The sequence below is a fragment of the Pseudomonas sp. K2I15 genome, assembly GCF_002204795.1.
In the GTDB taxonomy this organism is placed as follows: Bacteria; Pseudomonadota; Gammaproteobacteria; order Pseudomonadales; family Pseudomonadaceae; genus Aquipseudomonas.
In genome coordinates this window covers 1-23790 of record NZ_NIXO01000063.1, presented here as the reverse complement: position 1 = coordinate 23790, position 23790 = coordinate 1, and the positions used below count along the sequence as shown (strand labels likewise).

The following is a 23790-nucleotide window of genomic DNA, read 5'->3' as shown; positions in this document are numbered from 1 at the left end:
TCCTTTAAACAAGCTCGAGGCGGCCATAGCGGTCTTCAAAGCGGATGATGTCGTCTTCGCCGAGGTAGGAACCGGACTGCACTTCAATCAGTTCCAGCGGGATTCGTCCCGGGTTTTCGAGGGAGTGCACAACGCCAATCGGGATGTAGGTGGACTGGTTCTCGGTCAGCAGCACCTGCTTGTCGGCGATTTGCACATTCGCGGTGCCGGACACCACGATCCAGTGCTCGGCCCGATGGTGGTGAAGCTGCACGGAAAGCTTGTGCCCAGGCTTAACCGTGATGCGCTTCACCTGGTAGCGGTAGCCCTGGTCCACCGAGTCATACTTGCCCCACGGTCGATAGACTTCGCGGTGGCTGGCGCTCTCGATCCGGTGGTTTTTGGTGAGCTCGGTGACGATTTTCTTGACGTCCTGGGCGTGCTCCTTGGTGGTCACCAATATCGCATCGGCGGTCTCGACGACCACCACATCACTGATACCCGCAACGGTGACCAGGCGGTGGCTGGCGTGCACATAACTGTTGGTGACGTCTTGCAGCAGCACGTCGCCCTGGGTGCAGTTCTGGTTGGCATCCTTGGCGCCCGCTTCCCACACCGAGTCCCAGGCCCCCAAGTCGCTCCACGCAGAGTTGAGGATGACCACCGAGGCGATATCGGTTTTTTCCATCACCGCGTAATCAATCGACACGTTGGGCGCGTTCACAAAATCCACCTGGCTGAGCCGGGTGAAGTCCTGGTCATGCGCCGCGTTGGAGAGGGAAAGTTCCGCGGCAACCATGGTCTCGGGGCTCAAGCGCTCCAGCTCGGCCCTCATCACCGAGGCGCGGAACATGAACATGCCGCTGTTCCAGAAGTAGTTACCTTGGGCCAGGTAGCTTTGTGCTGTCTGAAGGTCAGGTTTTTCTACAAACGCCTCGACATGCGCGGCGCCGTCGACCGCAGCCAGTTGAGTGCGGATATAGCCGTAGCCGGTCTCCGGCTTGGTGGGCACAACGCCGAAGGTGACGATTTTGCCCTTGTTGACTTGCGCCTTGGCCAACGTCAAGGCCGCGTTAAAAGCGCTGACATCACTGATGACATGGTCTGCCGCCAACACCAGCAGGATCGGATCATCGCCGTCTTCCAGCGCCGACAGCGTCGCGGCCGCAATCGCCGGCGCGGTATTTCGCGCAGCGGGTTCCAGGAGGATTTTCTGCGGTATCAAGTCCAGCGACCGGCTTTGCTCGGCCACGATGAAACGGTGTTCTTCGTTGCACACAATGATCGGAGCGCTAACGTTCTCGCCCTCTATCCAAAGATTCTTGATTCGTTCCAATGTGGCTTGAAACAAACTCAAGTCACCGTGCAGGGCTATAAACTGCTTTGGCTTAAGCGCTCTTGAGAGCGGCCACAGGCGCGTGCCTGAGCCGCCAGACAATATAACTGGGATCATAGCGATTACTCGATGATTAAAGGCAATAAGAGCGTATTGACAAACAGTCAGAACTTAAGAGGCGAATGATCTTACATAACTGATCAAACGATCTCTTTCAGTAAAATCCAATGGGCTTTCTGCGCTGCTGTAGTTGAGCGCCGAATCAATGGCCGAGAAAAAGCCATCTTTATCATGGGCGATAAAGACAGACGGAAGGTCTGAAAAATTCTCGGCGGTGTCGAACTGGTGATTATTGATATGTTCACCGCGCCGACTGTCCCGAGGCACGATAACAATGGGTTTACCCAGTTCAAGCGAGCGAATGATATTACCCATGCCGGCATGGGAAACGATCACCTTAGAGGCATTGAAGTTTTTCGAAAAAAGCGGCTCGGCAATGGTCTTGTACGCCGTAATGCGGCCCAGGTCATTTTCGTTATTACCGACTTGGGCAACAATCGGGACCTGAGGATTTGCACGACTCCATTCATTTAAATAACCGAGCATTCTTTCAAACGGTGCTTGAGTGCCAACGCTGCAGAATATCATTTATACAATCCTCCCTTTATATTGGGCCCGGCTGTTTTGCGAAAGCGTGGGCCACTGGGTCAGCAACTCATCTACAAAATAAACAGCGATACGGCCGGACAAAGAGAGTTGCTTGGGGTTGGCGATGCTGTCGATCCACAGGGTCTTTTTGCCCATGAGTTTCCCCGCGACCAACCCCAGCAAACCCGGAGCTGCGCCCGTGGAGATCACGTATCTGGCTTTGCTGCGGTAGACAATCGCAAAGATCTGGCAAAAGCCCTTGATTATCTTCAACGGCTCACTGCGATTAAAGTCCGGAACTTGCGCAAAGGCATGCAATGGGTACTGCGAGCCAATACTGATATCGACGGTGGCAATGGTAACTTTTTGACCGTCGAAGGCCGGCAGCAGCTTGCTCATTTGCACCCAGTGCCCACCTCCAGAACAAATCAATAACACATCACTTGATTGACTCATGACGGTTCCCTTCCTGTCAGGTTTAATAGACATCATTAAATAGCGGCGGCAGTTCTTAACAATTGCGCCTGCCCTTTCCAGCGTGTTATCCGCTTGGCTTTCAGCAAGGCTGACTTTTCTTTATAAATGTCCTGATTACCGATGAGCTGTGAAACACCGGCCTTGATCGACAACGGGTCTAACGTGTCAACAAACACCGCCGCCTCGGAAAACAACGAGCGCAGTACCGTGGTGTTCGAGAGCGCCATCGGCCTGCCGGCGCTGACCGCTTCGTTGGCCACACTCAACTGGACGTTGTCACGCGTGGTCAGGCCGAGGACGACATTTGCGTTGCACAGCAGTTGCTCGAACGTCGCTTTGCTGAGGAAGCCGGTCAGCTTGATGTTCTCAGGAAGTGACGCTACCAGCGCCTCGGAAAGCTTGCCCTGGTGCTTTCCGGTGATCAGAAAGTCGACACCCGGCATTTCCCGGGCGGCATTGATCACGATCTCTATCGGTTCATCGATATCAAAGGAGCAAGGAAACAGCACATAGGGTTTCTCGCGCTCAATGGCCGGGGCTGCCTGAAAGTCACACGGCAGATCTTCCAGAATAAAGAGGTTGGCTTCCTTGACACCCAGGCCCGCCAACTCTTCTTTGACTTTAAAGTTATGCACCACCACCGCATCAATCTTGTTCAGCAGGGACACGGTTCCCGGGAAGCCTATCCACTGCGTGCGCAACAAGCTGTTGTGCGCGTCAGCGATAATCTTCAGACGCCGGTTAAACATAAACTTGTAGGCCAATGCGATGTGCAACACCGGGCTCGGCGGCAGCTGCACCCAAAGCACTTCAGGCGAACCGGCCAACAGCGTCTTGATGGTTTTAAAAGACTTGATCAAATAGTCCAGTGGCCGTGCAGACTTCTTCTTGAACTGGTTAGGCAAGTGCAGAATGTCATACGCCCAGTACTGCTTCATGGTATCGGCACGTCGTTGATAGCCAATCCATGCGATCATTAATGATTTCACGTCAGAATCCTGCATAAATAAGAGTGGGCACGTGAGGTGCTTTACAAGGCAAACCAAACAGGAAAGTCGGCGCGGTACAGAATATTTTTATTTCTGAAGCGAATATGTTTAGCCGGATTACCGCCCACGATCGAATACGCTTCAACGTTGCGCGTGACCACGCTGCCTGGATAAACAACTGCACCTTTGCTTATCGTGACGCCTGGCATCACCATCACATTGGGAAAGATCCATGCGTTGTCTTCAATCAGCACGGGCTTGCCAACCAGACAACTCATGGGGTCATCGATATCGTGGCCCAGCGTATAAATCCTGGTGTTGTGAGAAATATTGACGTTGTCGCCGATGTGGATGCCCGCCCTGTTATCCAGGTAGCAGTCGTAATTCACCGTGCAGTTTTTCCCTATTGAGAAATTGCCGAATGAGAAAAACACCACCTTCCTGTGAACCGTGGTGTTAGCGCCAACACGGCATCCTGTTACCCGCAACAGTGAACGTCTCACGTTGAAAAACAACGCCAGGCTGAGCAGCGTGTTAAACAGGGCAACGGCAGTCTTCTTGATATTCAGTTTCAGGTTCTTCATCTAATCACCCTGCCCTGATTTATCAGTAACGCGTTGCGAGCTCATCACAAAATTCCTGAACCGGATATTGGTACTGACCGGTGTGGCAAACGAGGGGTTATTCCCACCGAAGAACGTAGAAAACAGCAAGCCGTCGATGGTGATGTCCTGGGTGTCTCTAAACGTCAACCCGGTTTCGGAATGCACCAGCTTTTTGTCGTACCAAATGGAAATCACACCGTCGGCCACACCCGGCGTATTCAACTTCACAAGTTGTTCCAACGTATGCCACTGCCCAACCGTAAAGACCCAGGAACCCAAACCAATTGCTGTCCCCCAGGTTTTGCTGGTGGGCAAATAGGCATAGATTGCGCCGAGGCCTTTTTCTTTCCAGATGTAGCGCGTGGAAAAGCCATCATGGCCGTTGGGTATTCTCCCGCCCGTATTGCCCGTACCCCCGTAAAGGCCCGGCAGTTTTCCGCCTTTTACAAAATTGAAATTCTTGTCGAACTTCAACTCATAGGTCAGCACCAGGCATTCCCGGCCCGGTTGCGGGAGCGGCGACTTGAATTCAATGCCGCCATAGGGCAAACCCAAGCGCACCATCGACCCCGGGTCGTACGAGCCGGCCGGAAAGTGCACGGCGATGTCCTTGATCTTCTGGCTATAGGCCTTGTTCGTCAGATTGGCGCTGCCTTTAATGCTGTTCTGCGCCTGCGGGCCTTTGAGCATCTGGGAAACATCAGGCAGTGACGGATAGATGTTTTTGATGCGTTGCTCGCAGCGGTCATTTATCTCTGATGCGCTGGTCGCGGCCACCTGCACAGAGAACGCCAGAGTGAGCAGCGTCGAGGCTGTCTTTTTCACGTCGGTTGCCCCTCCACTCTATTTTTCATCGACCCATTTCAAAAAGTCATCGACCGCTTGTTGTGCGATGGATGACCGCTGCGAGATCTCTTGCTTGAGGTGCTCGGCCATTTGCGCTTTGGATTGCCTGAATTCGCTGATGGTGGTCATGATCACCTCAGGGTCCGGGGTGCTGACCAACCGGGTGCCACGAGGCAGCATTTCATGGACTTTTTTCAGCTTGTTTTCGATCTCAATGGCGATGGTTGGAAAACCCAAAGAGGCCGGCAGGAGCACGCCGTGCGCCCGTGCGCTGATGATCACGTCGGACTCGACGATCAGTTTCGCCATGAACGTTTCAGGGGTATCGCCCGCCGCGTCCCAGCACAACCATTCAAACGTGTCGTACTTGTCGATCAGGTGCTGGTCACGCTCCTTGTAAAGCGAGACCAGGCGCACCTGCTCTCCACGCTTGGCCAATTCATCAGCGGCCTGAACCATCGCCTTGATGAACTGTTGTCCATTCGCGTCGTGGGGCCAGTCGCGCAGGATAAAGGAGAGGTACTCGTCTTTCTTGAGGCGACCGACTTCCAGATCCTTGCTGGAGATCCACAGATCGGAAAGCAGGCTGGGGTCGGTGTACACCTCCACATCCGACTTGCCGAACGTAGTGCAGTGCTTCTGGCTGGTACCGTCGCGCACGGAAATATAGTCACAGCGATTGATCACGCTGACGGCACGGGTCAGCAGCTTGCCGCCGCCATCAAACGGGCCCAGGCCGATACAGAACGCAGCCAGACGCTGGTGGAAGTAGATCTTGTCGATACCGCCACGCATCCCGACATACAGGCGCAACAGTGTGGATTTCAGATCCGTTTGCGCCTTGATGCTCTTATAGAGCTTCGACAATCTGCCCGTGGAGGCAGTGACCTCTTTGGCCGGCGGGATAAACGAGAAGAACTGACCACCACCGCCCAACACAACCAGGTCAGCCTTGACCGGCTCCTTGATATGCAGCCACTTGATGCGCGGGTTGAAGTTTTTGGCGATCGCGGGGTGATCGACACCCACGGCAATATCCGATTCTTTAAAGCGTTTTTTCAGAATATTGATGACGCATAGCATTAAGACGTCATCACCCAAATTGCCAGGACCGTATGCACCCCGGATATATACTTTGCTGAAATTCATGCTGGGCTTCCATTTTCCACGGGGTCGTTAAACACGGCATTCAAGGCAAACGTTGTTGCGAGAATGTAGATAAATATCAACGCCAGTATCATCAATCGATAGACCATACTTTCAACGTAGGCACTTGAGATAAAACTGACAAAAGGCAATGTCCACAAGATCAATATCCTGGGAGAAACCAGCAACTCCAAAGGGAGTATTTTCTTGTAGACGAAATACGGCAGGCCGAGCAGGAAGTGGATGAACTGGGAACCAATGAATGCCTTGGCAATCCCGACGGCGCCCTCTTCCCTGAGCCAGAACGCCCCGGCGATGAATAACATGCCCCACAGCACGTTGCTCATGACGCTGAACCAGGCCAGGTTCATCACGATCATTTTTCTTGAAATGCCGGACTTGAATGCACTGAGCAGAGAGCCAAGAATCACCAGCACCAACGTCACTTCAAAATCACGGCCCAGGAAACTGCTCCCGTAGAGCTTGGCCAATAACTCGGGAAACATGATCACCGGCTGGATAATCACCAACACCACTAACCAGCCCGACAGAAAGTTCAAAGCGTCCAGCTTGCGATTCTTGCCGCCCAGCGCGGCTGCCAGCATCGGCACCAGTACCGAGCCCAGTACCACGGAAACATGAGAAAAGATCGCGTTCCATTGCATGGCGGCGGCGTACATGCCCAGCGCGGCAAGCCCATTAGTTGTTTGCGCCAATAACTTATTCGCGAACCAGTTCATCGGAGCGACCATCAACCCCGTCAACAACACCGGCAGGCCAACCGAAAGCACTGCGTGCTTTTCGGTGATCGCGCCCTTGAAGCTCAGCGTGGTGTTCCGCGCCTTCAGTATTTTCCAGCACGCCAGCGCGCTGAAGAAGACGATCATCAATTGAGAGCCGGCCAACCCCAGCAGCGCACCGTTGAGCCTGAACTTGATGGTCAGGAAGTACGTGGCCGGGATCGCAACAAGGGCGATGATTCCGTTGATCGTCGCAATCGAGCGGTATTGCCCCCAGCCGGTCAGGCAGCCTTGGGTCCACCCCGACAAAATAATCAGGGTGATGGTGCACAACACGATCAGCGACGCCGCGTTCAAGCTGTCTGTCCCCAGGATAATGCTGGAGAAGAAATGCGGAAAAAACAGCGCTGTCCCGATGATCATTGCACTGAAACACACCGAAAAAATCAGCGTCAGCGCGATGCCCCTGCCGGTCTTCTCGGGGCTGATGTCCTTGAACTGCCCAATGTGCTTGGCCGTCGCCGTGGTGGTGGCCTGGGCGGCGACGTTGGCCAGCATCACAATCGCACTTTGGATCAGACCGTACTCGCCAAACGATTGCGCGCCCAAAACACGAGCAACCAATATGCCGGTAATCACCACCGACACTTTCGTAGCAACGGCGGAGATGAAACTCCAGGCCGTACTGGACACGAATTTTTTCAACAGTGTGCTGTTCATCCGGCATTCACCTGTAGGGGCGTGGCTATCAGCGGCTGGCGCGGGCTCAGCAGGTTTTTACGCTGCCTGGCCGTGTGTTCAGAACACACGCGCAGGACGATTGCGCCATAAGCGATACCGATGGCGTACGGCTGATACGGCGTGGCAGAGACAATGAACATCACGCCCAAAAAGATGGCGATTGAGACGGCCACCCGGCTGTTCATGTGCTGGGTAATCGACGTAATGAAGACGTACAACAAGTACAACCCGATAAGCCCGTACTTAACGAAGTAGGTTAAGTAGGCACTGTCGATATTCGAGTTCTTGTCATCCAGGCCACGGTATTCAAACCAGGGAATCTCGAATGGGGTGCCCGCCCCCAACCCCACAAAGTAATGCATGGGGTTCATGCCCCTGATCAATTCCAGTGCCGGGCTGAAGCGAGAAGCGAGTTGAGCGGCCATGCCTTCAGACGATAAACCGTCATTGATCCGATCAGCACCGATCATGTTGCTGATGCCAATAAACGCCATTAACACCACGGCCCCGGCCAAGGCGACACCAATCATTCGGGCCGGTTTTGTGTACTGGTGAATGATGATTGCCGCAAATACCGCAACAAAGATGAAACGTGAGTTGGCGATAAACAAACAGATGAGTGAGGTCGCCAGACAGATTCTTGCGAGCTTTTTCCTGTGCTCAAACAGGCGTGGGTCTATGAAGTAATAGATCAGATAGGCAACGGCTGCGTAGGTGCCGCCGTCAAGGTACCGATAGGCGTTTTCTTCATAGTAGACGTCCTGAAACTTGTACAGCCCCAACCGCAACCAGGCGATGTCCAGCACGTTGAATGCGGTCATCGCGATCAACAGCATCAGTACCGTTTGCAGCTTCAGGGTTTTCGCGGCGAGGGTCGCGATATTCGTCAGCACGATAAACGACAGGATCATGATGAACGGCCGAACATCCTTCAGCAGGTACTTGTTCGAGGACTCCAGCAGGCCGCAGGCGAGTAACACCACATACAGCCCGCAGCCAAAAAGAAGCCCGCCCGGCGCCGTCAGTTGGCTCTTCTGCGTAAGCACTTGCCTGATCAGCAACGCACCCAGCCCGCCCACAATGTAGAAGTCAAAAAAGTAGATGCCCTTGAGCGAGATTATTTCGCTGTAGGAGTTGCCGGTAGGAATAACAGACAGCATCACCCCAAACAGCACAATGGAGTACTTTGGGCTTTTGACGGCAAGCAAACCCGCTGACAGCGCGATAAGGGATAACAGGTAAAACATGGCTGGGTATTCTTTATGCTGATTTTAAATTTGACACGCTACCGCCCCAGGATTTTTCGTTCATTTCCTGAAAACGTGACGTCTATCCTGCTGATACTGCGTAGGACGATGGAGCGTAACGATCACAATCAGCTTCGATCAGCCTGGTACTCGTACTGGTAATACCCGTAATTGCCGTAGCCATATTTGGCGGAGGCTTTCTTTTCTACACCGTTGAAGATGGCGCCCCTCAGCACGATGCCGTTCTGGGCAAATCGGCGAATGGTGTGTTCTATCTCTTTTGCCGGGTTCAAGCCGTAACGCGTGACGATCAGGTTGGTGCCCGATTGCCGTCCCACAATCGCCGCGTCGGTCACGGCCAACAGCGGTGGCGTATCAAGGATGACCAGGTCATACCGTTCGCTGACTTGCGACAACAGCTCGGTCAGGTTGCGGTGCATCAGCAACTCGGAAGGGTTGGGCGGTATCTGCCCACGGCTGATGAGGTCGAGGTTTTCAATGCCGGTTTTGTGAATGGCGGTTTCAAGCGTGCATTGGTTGGAGAGGATGTCGGACAGCCCGTTCTTGGCCGAAACACCCAGCACCTTGTGCAGGTAGCCCCGTCGCATATCCACGTCAATCAGCAACACTCGCTGCCCGGTTTGCGCGATCACCGCCGCCAGGTTGACCGAGACGAAGGTTTTACCCACCTCGGGGCTGGGGCCCGAGATCATGATTCGATTATTCGGCGACTCAAGCATCGCGAAGTGCAGGCTGGTACGCAAACTGCGCAACGCCTCCACCGCAAGGTCAGTGGGGTGACTGATGGCCAGCAATGAAGAGCCTGCATCGGTACGCCCACGCCCACGGGTGATTTTGTCTTCTTCCACCTTTTGCAGCGTGCTGTACGGAATCGACGCATACACCGGCAACCCCAGTTGCTCGATCGCTTCCGGGCTTTCCAGGCCGCGGTTCAGTGCCTTGCGCAGCAGCACCAGCGCCACCGCCAGGAAGCCACCCAGCAGGGTCGCGATCAGCACAATCAGGATCTTTTTCGGCTTGATCGGCTTGATGTAATTGACGTCTGCGGTGTCGATCAGGCGCACGTTACCCACGGTTCCCGCCCGCATCACATCCAGCTCCTGGGACTTGTTGAGCAATTGGGTATAAATGGCCGTACCGACCTCTACATCCCGAGTCAGGCTCAGCAGTTCCTGCTGGGTGGAGGGAAGGCTCTCTACCCGGCTCGCCAGGCTTTGCTGCTTGCTGGTCAACTCACCGATCTGGGTCAACAACGCGCGATAGGCGGGATGCTGACGGGTGAACTTGCGGTCCATCTCGGCCTGCTGCAGCTTCAGCTCGGAGATGCTGGTATCGAGCCCCACGATCTGGTCGAGAATGGCCTTGGTTTCCAGGGTAATGTCCACCGACTTGCTGCGGGTCTGGTACTCGTTCAAGGCCTTGCCGGCTTTTTCCAGATCCTTCTTGACCTCCGGCAGTTGCTCTTTGAGGAATGCCAGGCTTTGCGCCGCCTCAGCCGAGGTGCGCTCCACGTTTTGCCGTACGTAGATGGCCGCGATTTGGTTGAGTATCTTGATCGCCTGGTCCGGGTCGGTGCTTTCCAGCGCCAGCCCGATCATGCCGGACTCTTTGCCCCGCTCGACCACATCCAGGTTCTCCTGGTAGTCGAGAATGCTGGTCAGGCGTGCGTTGCGGATAACCTGGAAACGCGTGCCGGGTCTGGCGCGCAGCTCTTCAATCTGAAACGCGACGCCATTTTGCTCGAACAGTTGCCCAGTTTGGCCAGCGGCCAATACTTGGTCATCTTCATCCACCAACGTGAACTGACTGTTTTCACCCACCGTCAGGGTCAACTTCTTGCCCAGTTGCGCGTCGGGCAGATCCAGTTTGAATATCTTCAGCGACTCCCCGCCCCAGGCGAAGCTGTCCAGGCCCAACAAGGGCTCGGCGATTGCACCGGGATTGGTCTTCTGGAAGCGGCGCGCCAGGAACTCACCGACCACCGGGAAGTACATCGGCTGCACGACGATATCGAGTTTCAAGTTATCGACGGTTTTGCCAATCACATAGCGGGACTGGATCAGCTCGATCTCGGTGGCCGACGGCGACTCCTTGCCCAGCATGCCGCCGATATCCGAGAAGCCCAGCAAGTCGTTCTTTTTGGCTTCGACCTGCAGCAAGGCATTCGCCTGATAGACCGGGGTGGCCAGCACCGCATACGCGGCGCCGGTCACCATAAAGGCGCCGGTAACCGCGGCGATCAACCATTTATGGTCGATCAGTGTTCCAAATAGACCGAGGAGATCAATCTCCTCGTTATCGTCTTCCCGTGCGGTGACTGCTGGCGCTTGCTGCATAAGTCGGATTCTTAGCCTTATTTCGATTCAAAAAGTAGTGGCGATCAGCGTGCGAGACGCTGCGCCCATGCGTTTACGGCTTCTTCGATCAACGCATACGCGTGCACAAAAGCAGCTTTCCCTTGACGGTAGGGGTCGCTGATCTCTCGCTCGTTTTGCCATTTCCCCAGCAGCAAGACCTTGCCTCGTGCCTCGGGAGCCATGCTGAGTACGGCGCTGATGTGCTGCCGCTCCATCACAAGGATCAGATCGGCATCGCCGATCGCCTGTGGCGCCAGTTGAACGGCCTGGTGCTTGTCAGCCGGATGACCATGGGCTTCGAGTACCGCACGCGCGGTGGTGTCAATCGGTTTGCCGACCAACGCGGCAATACCCGCAGAACTGATCTTGATATCGGAGCACGCGAGCGCACCACGCAAAAGGCTTTCCGCGGTTGGGCTACGGCAAATATTGCCAATACAGACAATCAACACTCTTTTAAACAATGCACTATTCCCCGGGTCATCCATTTCCCCATGAAGCAACACCCTCAGCTTCACAACTTCACGGCAGTATTTATTACCATGAAACTTCAACCTCACCCAAAATTATCTCCGGACGAAAAATAACAGCACACCCACTTAATCAGACCTTTTATAACATTCATAACTTCGTAGCGCCCATCGGCTTTAAATTACCTAACCGCTGAGTATCGTTTTATATAGACAGAGGACGCCCCATGAGCGCAAATGCCAACAGAGCCTGGTACCTGGTCCAGTGCAAGTCCCGGCAGGACGAGCGCGCCGAGGAGCATCTTCAGCGCCAGGGCTATACCTGTTTTCGTTCTACCTATAAACGCGAACGGCTGTTGAAGGGCCAGCGAAGGACCATCCGCGAATCGTTGTTTCCCGGTTATCTGTTTATTCAAATGAGCCTGCAGGACAGCTGGAGCTCCCTGCGCTCGACCCGCGGCGTGTCGCGGGTCGTGGCCTTCGGCGCGCATCCGCTGCCCATCAGCGACGCGCTGGTGGACGAACTCCAGGAACGAGACCACCAGGGCGTTGTGGCAACCCTGCTGACGCCAGGCGAAAGCGTGCGCATCAATGAAGGGCCGTTTGCCGAACTTGAGGCAGTCTTCCTGGCGATGGACGGTGAGGAGCGTGTGGTGTTGCTGATGAACTTCCTGCAACGGGAACAGCGCATCAACTTGCCATTGGCCGAGATCAGCCGAGTTCAGACAACTTGCTGACACCGGCCTTAAACAGACAAAAAATAACGTCCAACTTAATTAGCAGACTAAAAATAACATCCCCTTACTTTTTCGCCTCTTCAGAATAAAGTAATACGTGAATAAACAGCGAGGGACGGCCATGAAAAGTTCAAAGCTATTGGTAGAGCGTATCGGCCTGTTTCCCTCTTCGGGAGACATTCACGTCAAGGTTAATAGTTCAACCACCGTCGTAGAACGCATGCAGGTGTTGTACGCCAGCAATTCGCTGGACAGCGACGAATCTTGTACCGGGCTTTCAATGGTATTTGCCGACTGGCGCTTCAAGTTGCAGGTCAGCAATCCCCTGTCCGTTTGCCTGTGTGTGGAAAGCCGAGGCGACAGCCATTTCATGCAAATAAAGACGGCCGAGCTACTCGCCAATATTTCCTGCACCGAGGAGCGGCCATGAGTATTTATGAGGATTTGAAACGGGCCTATGCCTTGAAAAGGCTGACCACCGCGTTTGAAGGTTTTGTGGGCCTGGCGCCCAACCAACAGCTCCCTGCGCAGCAATATGCGCGCAACACCCAGGTCATGTCCCACTGGCTGGACCATCTGCGAGGCAACTCGCCACAGGACATTACCGATACGCTGTTCAAGCAGATGAAGCGCTCTCAGCGCCGCGGCGATGCCCGGCGCTTCAATTGCCAGACGGTACTGCTGGAGCTGCTGGTGGAGAGCAACCTGGCCCTGGACCTGGCCACTTATTCAGCATTCAACTGCATGGAAGAGGCCCGCCAGGAAGGCTCCTGATGGGCCTGGTCAGCCCCTGAAACGGCAACCGCCACGTGGTTGAGCAGTTTCTCGGCGTTGTACTTGGGCACCAACGCACTTAAGAACAGGATCACCATTCCCCCACCGATCAAGGATGGGGAAACCCGCACCTCAACCACTTCAAGCCGCCATAAAAACGCTATCGCCGCCATCCCACCCAAGAAGCCACCGGCCAGTGCCTCGTTGAGCGGGTGAATATAGGGAGCGACGCAATAAGCACTGAACCAGGCAGTGAGCAACAGCCCGCAGACAGCCGCCGGCCAGCGCCAATCGGGGTTGATCCGGCGCGCCACCAGGCTTACCGCCACAGGCACCATCAATGAGGTATTCATCGCGTGACCGCTGAGCACGGCAATATCAAAGTGTTGGAGCGACACGCCCCACCCCTTGAACAAGAGCTTGCTGAACGCCACGATGGAATAGGTGCAAGCGATCGTCATCAGCCACCACTTGACCGCCTGGGGCCGGGAATACCAGAGCCAGACTGCGATCACCACTGCGGCCGGAATCATGACGGTGATACCGCCATATTGCGCCAGTTCTTCCCGTATCAAGTGCTGTTCCTTACCCGCCAGTTTTCCCGGACCCATGAGACCTCAGACCCGGGCAAAACACAACGACTTCAGGGCGCGGCAGCCAACGATTGCGGTGAAAACACCTCAGTGTCCGTCAACTTTTGCACCTCCACCCGATGCGGGAAAATCTTCCTTTGCACAAACAGGTCATCCACCTGCTGCAACGCCTGTACATCCCGCTCCTCTACCGGCAACAGCGACTCATCGCCCCACGTGCGCAGCAACTGTGAAACCTGGAGCGGGATATCGTTGACCTTGGCAAACACCCGCGCGTACTCCTCGGGGTTCTGTTGCGCCCACTCAAAGGCCTTGGCGAACCGCTGCAATACGTCACTCAATGCCCTGCGCTTGAGCGGGTCGGTGAGCACCTCATCAGAGGCGGTGATAAAGGTCAGGCCGGTGTTAATACCCTCCCCGCTGATCAGCACGCGCGCGCCCTTCTGTTCGGCAAACGCCTGATACACCCCAAAGGTCGCCCACGCTTCGATCTTGCCGGCGTTGAACGCGGGCAACGCATCGGTAGGCAGGACGAAGCCGACGTTGACGTCTTTTTCATCCACCCCGGCATTCGCCAGGGCGCGGATCAGCAGGTACTGGGAAATGCTGCCACGGGCGGATGAGACCACCACATTGCGGCCTTTAAGGTCCGCCACGCTGTGGATCGGTGAGCCGGGCGGCACCAGGATCGCAATGCCGCGCGACTGGCTACGACGCACGGCAACGATGCGCAGCGGCGTGCCTCCGGTGGCTGCTGCCAGCACTGGCGTATCACCGGCGGGGCCGAGGTCCACGGCGCCGGCGCGCAAGGCTTCGAACAGTGGCGCGGCGCCCTGGAAGTTGGCCCACTGGACCTTGTAGTCGATGCCGTCCAGGGCATGGGCGGCCTCCACCACCGTGCGCAAGCCCTTGGCCTGATCCCCCAGGATCAAGGTCACGCCGGACAAATCCGAGGTGGACTTGGGGGCTTCAGCGGCTTTATCGCAGCCGCCCACTAATAACGCTGCAGCCAGCAGCCATACCGTGCGCAGCTCAACCATGGGCAAACCGCCGTACGCTAGCGCTCGCAGGCTGTGCCGCCGGCGCGTCCACTTCAACCCCCAGCAGGCTCAGCAAGCGTGCGCGAATCGCCTGGAAACCGTCTTGCCCCGTGTCCCGTGCACGCGGCAGGTCGATGGTCAGTTGTTCGGCAATCTTGCCGTCTGCCAGCACGATCACGCGGTCGGCCAGCAGGATCGCTTCGTCGACGTCATGGGTCACCAGCAACACGGCCGGTGTGTGTTTGCGCCAGAGTTCGATGATCAGGCGATGCATCTTGATACGGGTCAGCGCATCCAGCGCAGCGAAGGGTTCGTCCAGCAACAGCAGCTTGGGCTCGCGCACCAGGCCACGGGCCAATGCCACGCGCTGGGCCTCGCCGCCGGAGAGGGTCGCCGGATAAGCCTCCAGCCGATGGGCCAGCCCGACTTCCGTCAAGGCCTGAACCGCGCGGGCCTTGGCGTCGGGAACACGCAGGCCGAGGATCACGTTTTTCCAGGCGCGCTTCCAGGGCATCAGGCGCGGCTCCTGGAACACGGCGGCCCGGGCCTTGGGCACGCGCAGTTGGCCGCTGTCGATACTGTCCAGGCCCGCGAGGCTGCGCAGCAAGGTGGTCTTGCCGGAACCGCTGGCACCCAGCAGTGCGACAAACTCCCCGGGGGCGATGTCCAGGTCCAGGCCGTCGATGACCCGCTGCTGGCCGAACTGGCGCACCACATTACGCAACTGCACCGGTGCTGTTGAAGCTTCGAGAGTCGACATGTCAGTTCCTCACAAACGATGGGCGCCAGGCCAGGGCAAAACGTTCCAGGGTGCGGATCAAGCCATCGATCAGCAGGCCCAGCACGCTGTAGATCAGCAGGCAGATCACGATCACGTCGGTACGCATGAAGTCCCGCGCATCACTGGCCAGGTAGCCGATACCGGCGGTGGTGTTGATTTGCTCGACGAACACCAGGGCCAGCCAGGAGATGCCCAGCGAATAACGCAGGCCGACAAAAAACGAAGGCAGCGAGCCCGGCAGAATCACATGCCAGATCAGTTCGCGACGGTTGAGGCCCAGGGTGTTGGCGGCTTCGATCAATTTGGGGTCGATGTTGCGAATGCCGGCGAACAGGTTGAGGTACACCGGAAAGGTGGTGCCGGTGACGATCAGCGCGATCTTGGTGAATTCGCCGATGCCGAACCAGAGGATGAACAACGGCACCAGCGCCAGGGAAGGAATGGTGCGCAGCATCTGCATCGGTGAGTCGAGGATCACCTCGCCACGCTTGGACAAGCCGGTAATCAACGCTGCCACCACACCGATACTCACGCCGATGCTCAAACCCAGCAGCGCCCGTTGCAGCGACACCAGCAGGTGCTTGCCCAGCTCGCCAGAGACGATCATCGCCCACAAGGTGCCGCCGATCTGCGACGGCGCGGCGATGATCCGTGCCGGGATAAAGCCCAGCTCCGAGGCCAGCTCCCACAGCAGCAACAACACAATCGGGCTGACCAGCCGCAGCAACACCTCGGGAGTGCGCCAGTTACGCAGCCAGCGGGGAATCAACCGGGATGCAACACCGGCTTGACCCTCGGCCTTGTCGACGGAAAACGAACTGGCGTTAAGGGACTTTTCAGTCATCGGGCTTCCTTCCTCATCAAGAACACGGCCAGGAGCGCCGCTGCGGTTTCATGCTATTCGCATAAAAAACCTCAGTGAAATTCTATTTGGGAATAACCTAATGCGATTAAAATGCGCATTACTGATAACAATATAAAAATATGATTCTGTATTTTTATAATTAGGATAGAACCAATCGGCATTTTACAGGCCCCGGCCCTGCCCCTATTTTCGATACCACGGACCGCCCCACTGCCCGGTGGCGGCTTCATTCCTGCCCTCAACAAGGACTGACCATGAGCATCGAATTTATCGGTTATATCGGCGGCCACCACGCGTCGGAGATCCACCCCCGCAGCGGCCCGACCTTGCAACCCGACTACGTGGAAACCGTGGCCCGCGCCCACGAAGAGGCCGGCTTCGACCGCGCCCTGGTGGCCTTCCACTCCAACAGCCCCGACAGCACGCTGATCGCCTCCCATGCCGCCGGCGTGACAAAAAAACTGCAATTCCTGATTGCCCACCGGCCGGGGTTTGCCCAACCGACCCTGGCCGCCCGACAGTTCGCCACGCTGGATGTGTTCAACGGCGGGCGCACCGCCGTGCACATCATCACCGGTGGCGATGACCGTGAGCTGCGGGCTGACGGCAGCCATATCGACAAGGACGAACGCTACGCGCGCACCGACGAATACTTGAGCGTGGTGCGCCAGGAATGGACCAGTGAAAAACCCTTCGACCATCACGGCACTTACTATCAGTACGAGGGCGCGTTTTCGACGGTGAAGTCGCCACAGCAGCCGCATATTCCGCTGTATTTTGGCGGGTCTTCAGCGGCGGCCATTGCGGTGGCGGGCAAGCATGCGGATGTGTATGCGCTGTGGGGTGAAACCTACGAGCAGGTGAAAGAAGTGGTTACGCAGGTGCGCGCTGAAGCGGCAAAGCATGGGCGCACGATTCGCTTCAGTTTGTCGTTGCGGCCGATTCTGGCCGAGACCGAAGCGCTGGCATGGGCGCGTGCTGACGGCATTCTGGAGCAGGCGACGGTGCTGGCTGAGAAAAATGGTTTTGTTAGCCGTGAACCGCCGAATGAAGGTTCGCGTCGGCTGTTGGCGGCGGCGGCTCAGGGTTCGCGTTTGGATAAGCGGTTATGGACTGGGATCGCTGGATTGTTGGGCGCCCAAGGTAACTCTACCTCGTTGGTCGGCACCGCTGATCAGGTGGCTGAAGCGTTGCTGGATTACTACGACTTGGGCATCACGACCTTTTTGATTCGCGGGTTTGATCCGCTTAATGATGCGATCGACTATGGCAAGCGGCTGATACCGCTGACCCGGCAGTTGGTGGCCGAGCGGGAACGCCAGGCTGCCGAGAAAGTGGCCTGACTGCAGGGTAAATCACCGGTGGGGTGCGGGGTACATATCCGTTATTCAGGTAACGGCTATGTACACGGACAAACAGCTAACTCAACAAAACCACCCCCCCTGGCAACTCCGTACACTTGGCCCCATAAGCATCCCGAATCAACAACGCCACTCCCGCCAACTGATGCAAACTAAACCGCGCCTGCACCCGCCGCTTGCCCAACTGCGCATTCATCAGCAACAACATCCCCGGCCGATAGCGATTAATCTCATCCACCACCGTCGCCAGGGTCGCGTTATCAAACACCAACACCTGCTCCCGCCAGGCCACCACCGCCTGCACATCCACCGCCACCGGCTCACCCACACCGCTAGCGTCATACGTCACCTGCCGCCCACCTTCAAGCCGAACCGTACGCCCACCAACCGCCACCGACAGCGCCCCGTCGATACACGTCACACACACACTGTGGTCCGTATTACGCACATTGAACCGCGCCTGCGCCGCACTCAACCATCCAACGCCCGCCTGAACCCGAAGCGGCATCGCAGCATTGGCCAGCACCTCAACCTCTCCCTCCAACAACTCAATCCCGCCATCACGCCGACTGATCCGCGTCTGGGTATTAAGCTCCAACCGCACACCATCACTCAGCTCAACCCGCCACTGCTCGCCGACCTCAGTGCGGTAATCCGCCGTCAACCCGGCAAACCCACCCGGCACGGTCAACCGCACCATAAACACCGCCGCCGACGCCGCAATCGCTCCGCCCAAAAACGCCCGCCGCCCAAAATGCCGTGGGCGGGAAAACTGCTCCGCCGCCGGCACCAATTGCTGCCACAACACCTTGGCCTGTTCGAACGCCCGGGCATGTTCCGGGCTCTGGGCGCACCACAGGCGCAAGGCCTTGGCATCGGCAACGGTGGCCCGGCCGGAGGTCAGCAGCACCAGCCAGTCACGCGCTTCATGGTGCAAGGGGCTGTCTGGCGTATCCCGGGCAGTGGAGAGGCTAAAAATGTTCAAGCGCGCAAATACTCACGGATTTATCAGGGACTCAATCACTAAGACGGTTTTCCGGCCCCGGGACCGAACCGCTGGATCACTTTTCTTTCAAGACGCTGCGCGCAGTGCCCCAGCCCGGCCTTGATTTCTTTTTCAACCATGCGCGTGGAAATCCCGAAACGCTTGGAGATTTCCAGGTGCGGCGCCTCTTCCAGGCGCGCGGCGATGAGGATCTGGCGCCGCCGCGCCGGCAGTTCGTAGAGGGCCTTGAGCAGGGACTGGATTTCGCGCTGGCCACCCACCACCCGCGATGGGTCCTGGGCTTCATCGACCGTTTGCAGCAGCTCTTCGACTTCGCTGCCGGTCAGCAACCGGGCATCCGCCTGGCGCCGGTCGGCGGCGATGTTCAGGGCCATGCGGTACAGGTAGGCGTTGGGTTGCGCCAGGTTCGGCGGCACTTCCATGCGGTCGACCCGCAGGTAGGTTTCGTGCAGCACGTCGTTGGCCAGGTCCTCTGACCCGAGGCGTTTGCGCAGGCGCACCTTGAAGTCCTCGTAGGACGCCAGGAACAGGCTGACCATCGTACTGTGGCCGGTGTCTTTCATGCCCCGGAAACTCCTTCCCCTGCTGTGCATTCCATGCGCGTTCCTGTTGAGTCGGGCATCAAAAGTAAGGTCACCGGCAAACGCAGTGAACTGGGTGCCGAACGTTCGACACGGGTTGCAGCCAGGCCGCGTACCAGCGCCTCATCACGCTGCAGGTCACCGGTGGAACTGACCAGGCGGCTGTGTTCGATCGCCCCGTCACCGTTGACCCACACCTGCACCAGCGCCCGAAAACTGCCGGGGCGGGTCAGTGGCGAACGGCACAAACTGCGCTCGATCGCCTGCTGCAAGGCCGTGGCGTAGCTGTTGTTGATCCGTGCCGCATTGCCTGCCTTCGGCCCTCGGGTCGTTGCCGGCTGGCTGACCTCAGGGACTTGCAGGGTGAACGCATCGCTGCGGGCATAACGCGCCATCAAGCCACTCCCTGTCAGCAGCAGGCCCAGGGCTTGCTGCGCGCTGTAGCGGCCATGCACGCCGATGGAACGCCGGCCCCGGGTCAATTCGCGGTCCACCAGCACCGCCATTCCGGTGGCACGGCTGAACGCTTGCAGGGCGTTGTCCAGATTCTGCGCGGGCAGGTCAAGAATCACCTCGGCCCGCACGATCTGCGCCAGGCCCAGCAGCAGAGCCAGGCAGCAGCCCGCGTGCTTCCAAGCGCTCCTGCTCAGCATCGCAACACGTCCGACATAGCCTACAAAACCGTCATCCTGAGGCCAGTTTATGAACCTGATGTTACGGTGCCAGCAAAAAAAACATCACGGTGACGGGCAGCCCGCTGCACTACACTTTTGCGCCATACCGGCCCATTTCCCAGGGCGCGCCAGGAGGCACCGATGAACCTGTTAACGACCCTCGCCAGCCTGTTACTGTGTGCAACCCTGCCACTGATGGCCCACGCCGAAGGCACGCCCAGTGGCTGCGCCGAGGTCAATGTAGATGGCTACAAGGCGCCGGACTATGGCTGCCTGAGCCAGCAGATGGGCAACAACCCGGATGCCGCCAAGGCGACGCAGAAGAACCAGGAGGCGCAACAAGTGCCTGTCGATAAACGCAAGCCGAACCAGATCGGGCTCTCCACACCGGCGGCGACCAGCGTGCGCATGGGCAATACCTTTGGTACTTCGGTGAAACCCCAGCGGCCTTGATCGCCGCTTGTCCCCCCCAGCGTGCCCACTCGAAAAAAAGCCATTGTGTTATCGCGACAGCCGATGTTATGTTTCTAACAGACATCAAAATCATGAAATCTGAGTAACATCAATGACCGGCATCCGCGAAAACGTCATGGATAAAAACAGCTTCCAGCGCACGCTGGAACAGCAGTTCCCGACGCTGACCCCCACCGGCAAACGCATCGCCACCTACCTGCTGGGCAACCTGCAGCAGTTACCGTTCGAGACCGCCGACAGCATTGCGCAACAGGCTGGCACCACCGGGATTTCGGTGGGACGCTTTTTGCGCACCCTGGGCTATCGCAATCTCGATGACGTCAAACAAGACCTGCGTGGCGACCCGCAAGCGTCCTGGCTGATCACCGACCGCCTCGGCGCCTTTCGCCAGGAGAACGACCAGGAAGACGCCCTCGACCGCTCGCTCAACCGCGAGATCGAAGCCATCCAGCACGTCTACGGCCTGGCCCGCAGCCCGGGCTTTGCCGACATCGTGCAGCACATCGTCGATGCCGACGCCGTGTTCATCCTCGGTATCCAGTCCACCCGGGGCATCCTCAATGCGTTCCACAGTCACCTGGAATACATTCGGCCCAAGGTGTATTACGTCGATGGCCTGTCGGGGATTTACGCCGAGACCCTGAACTCCGGCTTTGAAAAACCCTACGCCATCACCGCCGATTTTCGCGCCTACTCCAGCATTACCCCGACGTTCTGCGAGACCGCCAATGCCCATGGTCTACCCTTGGCGCTGATCACCGATTTGCAATGCCCCTGGGCCCGGGACTACGACCTGGACCTGCTGCAACTGAAAACCGATGTCGGCCAGTTCTGGGATTCCATGGCGCCACTGACGTGCCTGTTTAACCTGATGGTGTCTGCCGTCGCCGAGCGCTACGGCGAGCGCCTGGATGCACGCCTGGCGAAAAATCGCGCGCTGCAACAGGCCTTCGGCCAGTTCGAATCCTGACCCTTGAAAGGAAATGTTTGAGTGAATACCAGCCCATTGGTAGAAATCGCCCCACCGGACTACCCGGTACAGGTCGACCTGATCTACGCCAGTGCCGACAACCTGGCAGGCACCGTGATCTATCGCAATGCCCGCTGCCTGCTGCACACCGAAGCGGCGGCCTGCCTGCGCAAGGCGAGCCTTCTGGCACGCCAGGCCGGCATGACGTTGCTGATCTACGACGCCTATCGCCCTGCCTACGCCCAGCAACTGCTGTGGCAAGCCCTGCCCAACCCGGACTACGTGCGCGACCCGCGCCTGGGCTCGCACCACACCCGTGGCGTGGCCGTTGACCTGACGCTGATTGATGAACACGGCATGCCCCTGGACATGGGCACGGCGTTTGATGCCATGGAGCCCAAGTCCCATCAGTTCTACCCTGACCTGCCCCCGCAGGTGCAGCGCAACCGCCTGCTGCTGTTGGGGATCATGCTCGGCGCCGGCTTCAAGGCGATTGCCACCGAGTGGTGGCATTACGAATTGCCGGATGCCGAACTTTTCCCATTAATTGAGGAGTCGCACTGACCCCAGGACCGTACCATCACAATAATTAGCAGCACCCTTTAGCTTCAACTGCCCGGTTATAGATTTCATAAAAATAAACCCACCCGCTTTTTCCTCTAAATAATCAAGGAAACCGGCATGACCCCAAGCAACCGCAAGACCCTCGCACTCTCCCTGCTCTGCGCCGCCCTGAGCCTTGGCGCGTGCCAATCGGCAAGTGCCGCCGCCCCCAAAGACACCCTGATGATCGGCAAGGCCGCCGACCCGCAAACCCTCGACCCGGCCGTGACCATCGACAATAACGATTGGGCGGTGACGTACCCGGCGTACCAGAAACTGGTGGCCTACAAAGTCGAAAACGGCAAGGGCAGCACCGACGTCAAGGGCGACCTGGCCGACAGCTGGAGCACCTCGGCCGACGGCCTGGTGTGGGACTTCAAGCTCAAGCCCGGCAACAAGTTCGATGACGGTGCCGAGGTAGACGCCAACGCGGTGAAGTTCTCCTTCGACCGTGTGATGCAGCTCAAGCAAGGCCCGTCCGGCGCGTTCCCGGATGACATGAAAGTCACCGTGGTCGACCCGCTGACCGTGCGCTTCACCCTGACCAAGCCCTACGCACCGTTCCTCTACACCCTCGCCCACAACGGCGCCGGCATCATCAACCCGGACGTGGTGAAACAGGGCGACGTCAACGCCTACCTCTCCACCCACACCGCAGGGTCCGGCGCGTTTCGCCTGACCAACTGGCAGAAGGGCCAGAGCCTGACCCTGGAACCCAACACCTACTACGCAGGCGCCAAGCCCGCGCTGAACAAGGTGGTGATCAAGATCATCAGCGAAGCCTCGGTACGCCGCCTGCAACTGGAACGCGGTGACCTGGACATCGCCGAAGACATGCCCCAGGACCAGCTCACCAACCTGGCCAAAAAGAAAGACGTGGTGATCAAAGAGTTCCCGTCGCTGCGGGTGACCTACCTGTACCTGAACAACCAGAAAGCCCCGCTGAACAACCAGAACGCCCGCCAGGCGATCGTTGATGCAGTGGACTACAAAGGCATTGTCGACGGCATCCTCAAGGGCCAGGCCAAGTTGATGAACGGGCCGATTCCCGCCGGTATGTGGGCCAACGACCCGAGCCTGCCAATGATGAAACAGGACCTGGACAGCGCCGGCGCCAACCTGAAGAAACTCCCGCAAAAAATCACCAACCTGAACTACATGTACTCCGACAAGGACCCGGACTGGGAATCCATTGGCCTGACCCTGCAAGCCAGCCTGGCGCCGCTGGGGATCAACCTGAAGATGGAAAAACTGGCCAACGCCACCATGCGCGAGCGCCTGGGCAAGGGTGACTTCGACGTATCGATCGGCTCGTGGGCACCGGACTTCTCCGATCCCTACATGTACATGAACTTCTGGTTCGACTCCTCCCTGCAAGGCCTGCCGGGCAATCGCTCGTTCTACAGCAACCCGGTGGTGGACAAGCTGATTCGCGATGCGGCGGCCAACAACGACACGGCCAAGCGCACCGAGCTGTACCAGGAAGCGCAGAAGATCGTGCTCAAGGACAGCGTGTACGCCTACCTGTATCAGAAGAACTACACCCTGCCGATGCGTGATTCGGTGAAGGGTTATGTGTTCCATCCGATGCTGGAGCAGGTGTTCAACGTGGCTGAGATCAGCAAATAGAAACTGCTGAGGCGCAACGGTTGTTGCGCCTGGCCCTTTCTATGTGGCGAGGGAGCTTGCTCTCCACCCGATGTGCCTCATGGCCTTCCTGAATATGTTG

General features: G+C 57.6%; 26 protein-coding genes. 8 read left to right on the top strand and 18 right to left on the bottom strand.

Translation table 11 applies throughout. From position 1 onward, the window contains the following. Positions 1–4: 4 nt before the first annotated feature. From CEC48_RS26580 to CEC48_RS26530, 11 genes are all read right to left on the bottom strand, one after another. Positions 5–1432, bottom strand: a complete 1428-nt coding sequence (locus tag CEC48_RS26580; RefSeq protein ID WP_088426430.1) for a mannose-1-phosphate guanylyltransferase/mannose-6-phosphate isomerase — start codon at positions 1430–1432, stop codon at positions 5–7. 54 nt (positions 1433–1486) lie between these two features. After that, positions 1487–1963 (bottom strand): glycosyltransferase, encoded by a 477-nt coding sequence (locus tag CEC48_RS26575; protein ID WP_088426429.1) that lies wholly within the window; start codon positions 1961–1963, stop codon positions 1487–1489. After that, positions 1964–2419, bottom strand: a complete 456-nt coding sequence (locus CEC48_RS26570) for a UDP-N-acetylglucosamine transferase subunit ALG14 (RefSeq protein WP_256579783.1) — start codon at positions 2417–2419, stop codon at positions 1964–1966. Positions 2420–2454: 35 nt separating this feature from the next. Continuing rightward, the gene (locus CEC48_RS26565) at positions 2455–3417 is read right to left on the bottom strand and encodes a hypothetical protein (protein WP_088426427.1); all 963 of its coding nucleotides are present in this window, start codon (positions 3415–3417) and stop codon (positions 2455–2457) included. Positions 3418–3470: 53 nt separating this feature from the next. Continuing rightward, the gene (locus CEC48_RS26560; RefSeq protein ID WP_088426426.1) at positions 3471–4013 is read right to left on the bottom strand and encodes a DapH/DapD/GlmU-related protein; all 543 of its coding nucleotides are present in this window, start codon (positions 4011–4013) and stop codon (positions 3471–3473) included. Next, positions 4014–4859 carry a polysaccharide lyase gene (locus CEC48_RS26555; RefSeq protein ID WP_256579781.1) on the bottom strand — a complete coding sequence of 282 codons (846 nt, stop codon included), beginning with the start codon at positions 4857–4859 and terminating at the stop codon, positions 4014–4016. A gap of 18 nt (positions 4860–4877) precedes the next feature. Continuing rightward, positions 4878–6029, bottom strand: a complete 1152-nt coding sequence (locus tag CEC48_RS26550; RefSeq protein ID WP_088426425.1) for a polysaccharide pyruvyl transferase family protein — start codon at positions 6027–6029, stop codon at positions 4878–4880. Next, positions 6026–7486 carry an oligosaccharide flippase family protein gene (locus CEC48_RS26545; RefSeq protein ID WP_088426424.1) on the bottom strand — a complete coding sequence of 487 codons (1461 nt, stop codon included), beginning with the start codon at positions 7484–7486 and terminating at the stop codon, positions 6026–6028. The genes CEC48_RS26550 and CEC48_RS26545 overlap by 4 nt, the downstream gene beginning before the upstream one ends. Further along, entirely contained in the window at positions 7483–8754 is a 1272-nt protein-coding gene (locus CEC48_RS26540; RefSeq protein WP_088426423.1) for a DUF6369 family protein, read from the bottom strand. Before CEC48_RS26540 ends, CEC48_RS26545 begins: the two co-directional genes overlap by 4 nt. Positions 8755–8882: 128 nt before the next feature. Then, complete coding sequence (locus CEC48_RS26535) at positions 8883–11111, bottom strand: polysaccharide biosynthesis tyrosine autokinase (protein WP_088426422.1); 2229 nt, start codon at positions 11109–11111, stop codon at positions 8883–8885. 44 nt (positions 11112–11155) lie between these two features. Next, positions 11156–11596, bottom strand: a complete 441-nt coding sequence (locus CEC48_RS26530) for a low molecular weight protein-tyrosine-phosphatase (protein WP_176438788.1) — start codon at positions 11594–11596, stop codon at positions 11156–11158. Positions 11597–11829: 233 nt separating this feature from the next. Between CEC48_RS26530 and rfaH the strand changes: the two genes are divergently transcribed. The 3 genes from rfaH to CEC48_RS26515 all read left to right on the top strand — a co-directional run bounded on the left by rfaH (position 11830) and on the right by CEC48_RS26515 (position 13113). Next, on the top strand, positions 11830–12339 hold the full coding sequence (rfaH, locus tag CEC48_RS26525) for a transcription/translation regulatory transformer protein RfaH (RefSeq protein ID WP_088426420.1): 510 nt from the start codon (positions 11830–11832) through the stop codon (positions 12337–12339). Between the two features lie 121 nt (positions 12340–12460). Beyond that, positions 12461–12769, top strand: coding sequence for a phosphomannomutase (locus CEC48_RS26520; RefSeq protein ID WP_256579780.1), 309 nt, complete (start codon positions 12461–12463; stop codon positions 12767–12769). Beyond that, entirely contained in the window at positions 12766–13113 is a 348-nt protein-coding gene (locus CEC48_RS26515; RefSeq protein ID WP_088426419.1) for a hypothetical protein, read from the top strand. The genes CEC48_RS26520 and CEC48_RS26515 overlap by 4 nt, the downstream gene beginning before the upstream one ends. Here CEC48_RS26515 and CEC48_RS26510 read toward each other — a convergent pair. Genes CEC48_RS26510 through CEC48_RS26495 form a run of 4 tightly spaced genes read right to left on the bottom strand, consistent with a single transcriptional unit; the run spans position 13065 to position 16371 of the window. Continuing rightward, positions 13065–13724: a hypothetical protein gene (locus CEC48_RS26510; RefSeq protein ID WP_256579779.1), complete on the bottom strand. Its 660-nt coding sequence runs from the start codon at positions 13722–13724 to the stop codon at positions 13065–13067. The genes CEC48_RS26515 and CEC48_RS26510 overlap by 49 nt on opposite strands. A 32-nt stretch (positions 13725–13756) precedes the next feature. After that, positions 13757–14746: an ABC transporter substrate-binding protein gene (locus tag CEC48_RS26505; protein ID WP_088426417.1), complete on the bottom strand. Its 990-nt coding sequence runs from the start codon at positions 14744–14746 to the stop codon at positions 13757–13759. Then, positions 14739–15506: an ABC transporter ATP-binding protein gene (locus CEC48_RS26500; protein ID WP_088426416.1), complete on the bottom strand. Its 768-nt coding sequence runs from the start codon at positions 15504–15506 to the stop codon at positions 14739–14741. The genes CEC48_RS26505 and CEC48_RS26500 overlap by 8 nt, the downstream gene beginning before the upstream one ends. A 1-nt stretch (position 15507) precedes the next feature. After that, positions 15508–16371: an ABC transporter permease gene (locus CEC48_RS26495; RefSeq protein ID WP_088426415.1), complete on the bottom strand. Its 864-nt coding sequence runs from the start codon at positions 16369–16371 to the stop codon at positions 15508–15510. 275 nt (positions 16372–16646) lie between these two features. Between CEC48_RS26495 and CEC48_RS26490 the strand changes: the two genes are divergently transcribed. Next, positions 16647–17735, top strand: a complete 1089-nt coding sequence (locus CEC48_RS26490; RefSeq protein ID WP_088426414.1) for an LLM class flavin-dependent oxidoreductase — start codon at positions 16647–16649, stop codon at positions 17733–17735. Between the two features lie 76 nt (positions 17736–17811). On the opposite strand, the gene CEC48_RS26485 is transcribed toward CEC48_RS26490, so the two are convergent. Genes CEC48_RS26485 through CEC48_RS26475 form a run of 3 tightly spaced genes read right to left on the bottom strand, consistent with a single transcriptional unit; the run spans position 17812 to position 19993 of the window. After that, positions 17812–18738 carry a FecR domain-containing protein gene (locus CEC48_RS26485; protein ID WP_088426413.1) on the bottom strand — a complete coding sequence of 309 codons (927 nt, stop codon included), beginning with the start codon at positions 18736–18738 and terminating at the stop codon, positions 17812–17814. Positions 18739–18776: 38 nt separating this feature from the next. Next, positions 18777–19322 (bottom strand): RNA polymerase sigma factor, encoded by a 546-nt coding sequence (locus tag CEC48_RS26480; protein ID WP_076016371.1) that lies wholly within the window; start codon positions 19320–19322, stop codon positions 18777–18779. Beyond that, entirely contained in the window at positions 19319–19993 is a 675-nt protein-coding gene (locus CEC48_RS26475) for a secretin and TonB N-terminal domain-containing protein (protein WP_088426412.1), read from the bottom strand. The genes CEC48_RS26480 and CEC48_RS26475 overlap by 4 nt, the downstream gene beginning before the upstream one ends. 162 nt (positions 19994–20155) lie before the next feature. Here CEC48_RS26475 and CEC48_RS26470 point away from each other — a divergent pair, with 162 nt between their 5' ends. The 4 genes from CEC48_RS26470 (at position 20156) to CEC48_RS26455 (ending at position 23690) form a co-directional block, all read left to right on the top strand. Further along, positions 20156–20467 (top strand): hypothetical protein, encoded by a 312-nt coding sequence (locus tag CEC48_RS26470; RefSeq protein WP_088426411.1) that lies wholly within the window; start codon positions 20156–20158, stop codon positions 20465–20467. A 136-nt stretch (positions 20468–20603) separates the two neighbouring features. Then, on the top strand, positions 20604–21458 hold the full coding sequence (locus CEC48_RS26465; protein WP_088426437.1) for a MurR/RpiR family transcriptional regulator: 855 nt from the start codon (positions 20604–20606) through the stop codon (positions 21456–21458). A gap of 21 nt (positions 21459–21479) precedes the next feature. Further along, positions 21480–22022, top strand: coding sequence for a D-alanyl-D-alanine dipeptidase (gene ddpX / locus CEC48_RS26460; RefSeq protein ID WP_088426410.1), 543 nt, complete (start codon positions 21480–21482; stop codon positions 22020–22022). Between the two features lie 117 nt (positions 22023–22139). Then, complete coding sequence (locus CEC48_RS26455) at positions 22140–23690, top strand: ABC transporter substrate-binding protein (protein ID WP_088426409.1); 1551 nt, start codon at positions 22140–22142, stop codon at positions 23688–23690. Positions 23691–23790: the final 100 nt, after the last annotated feature.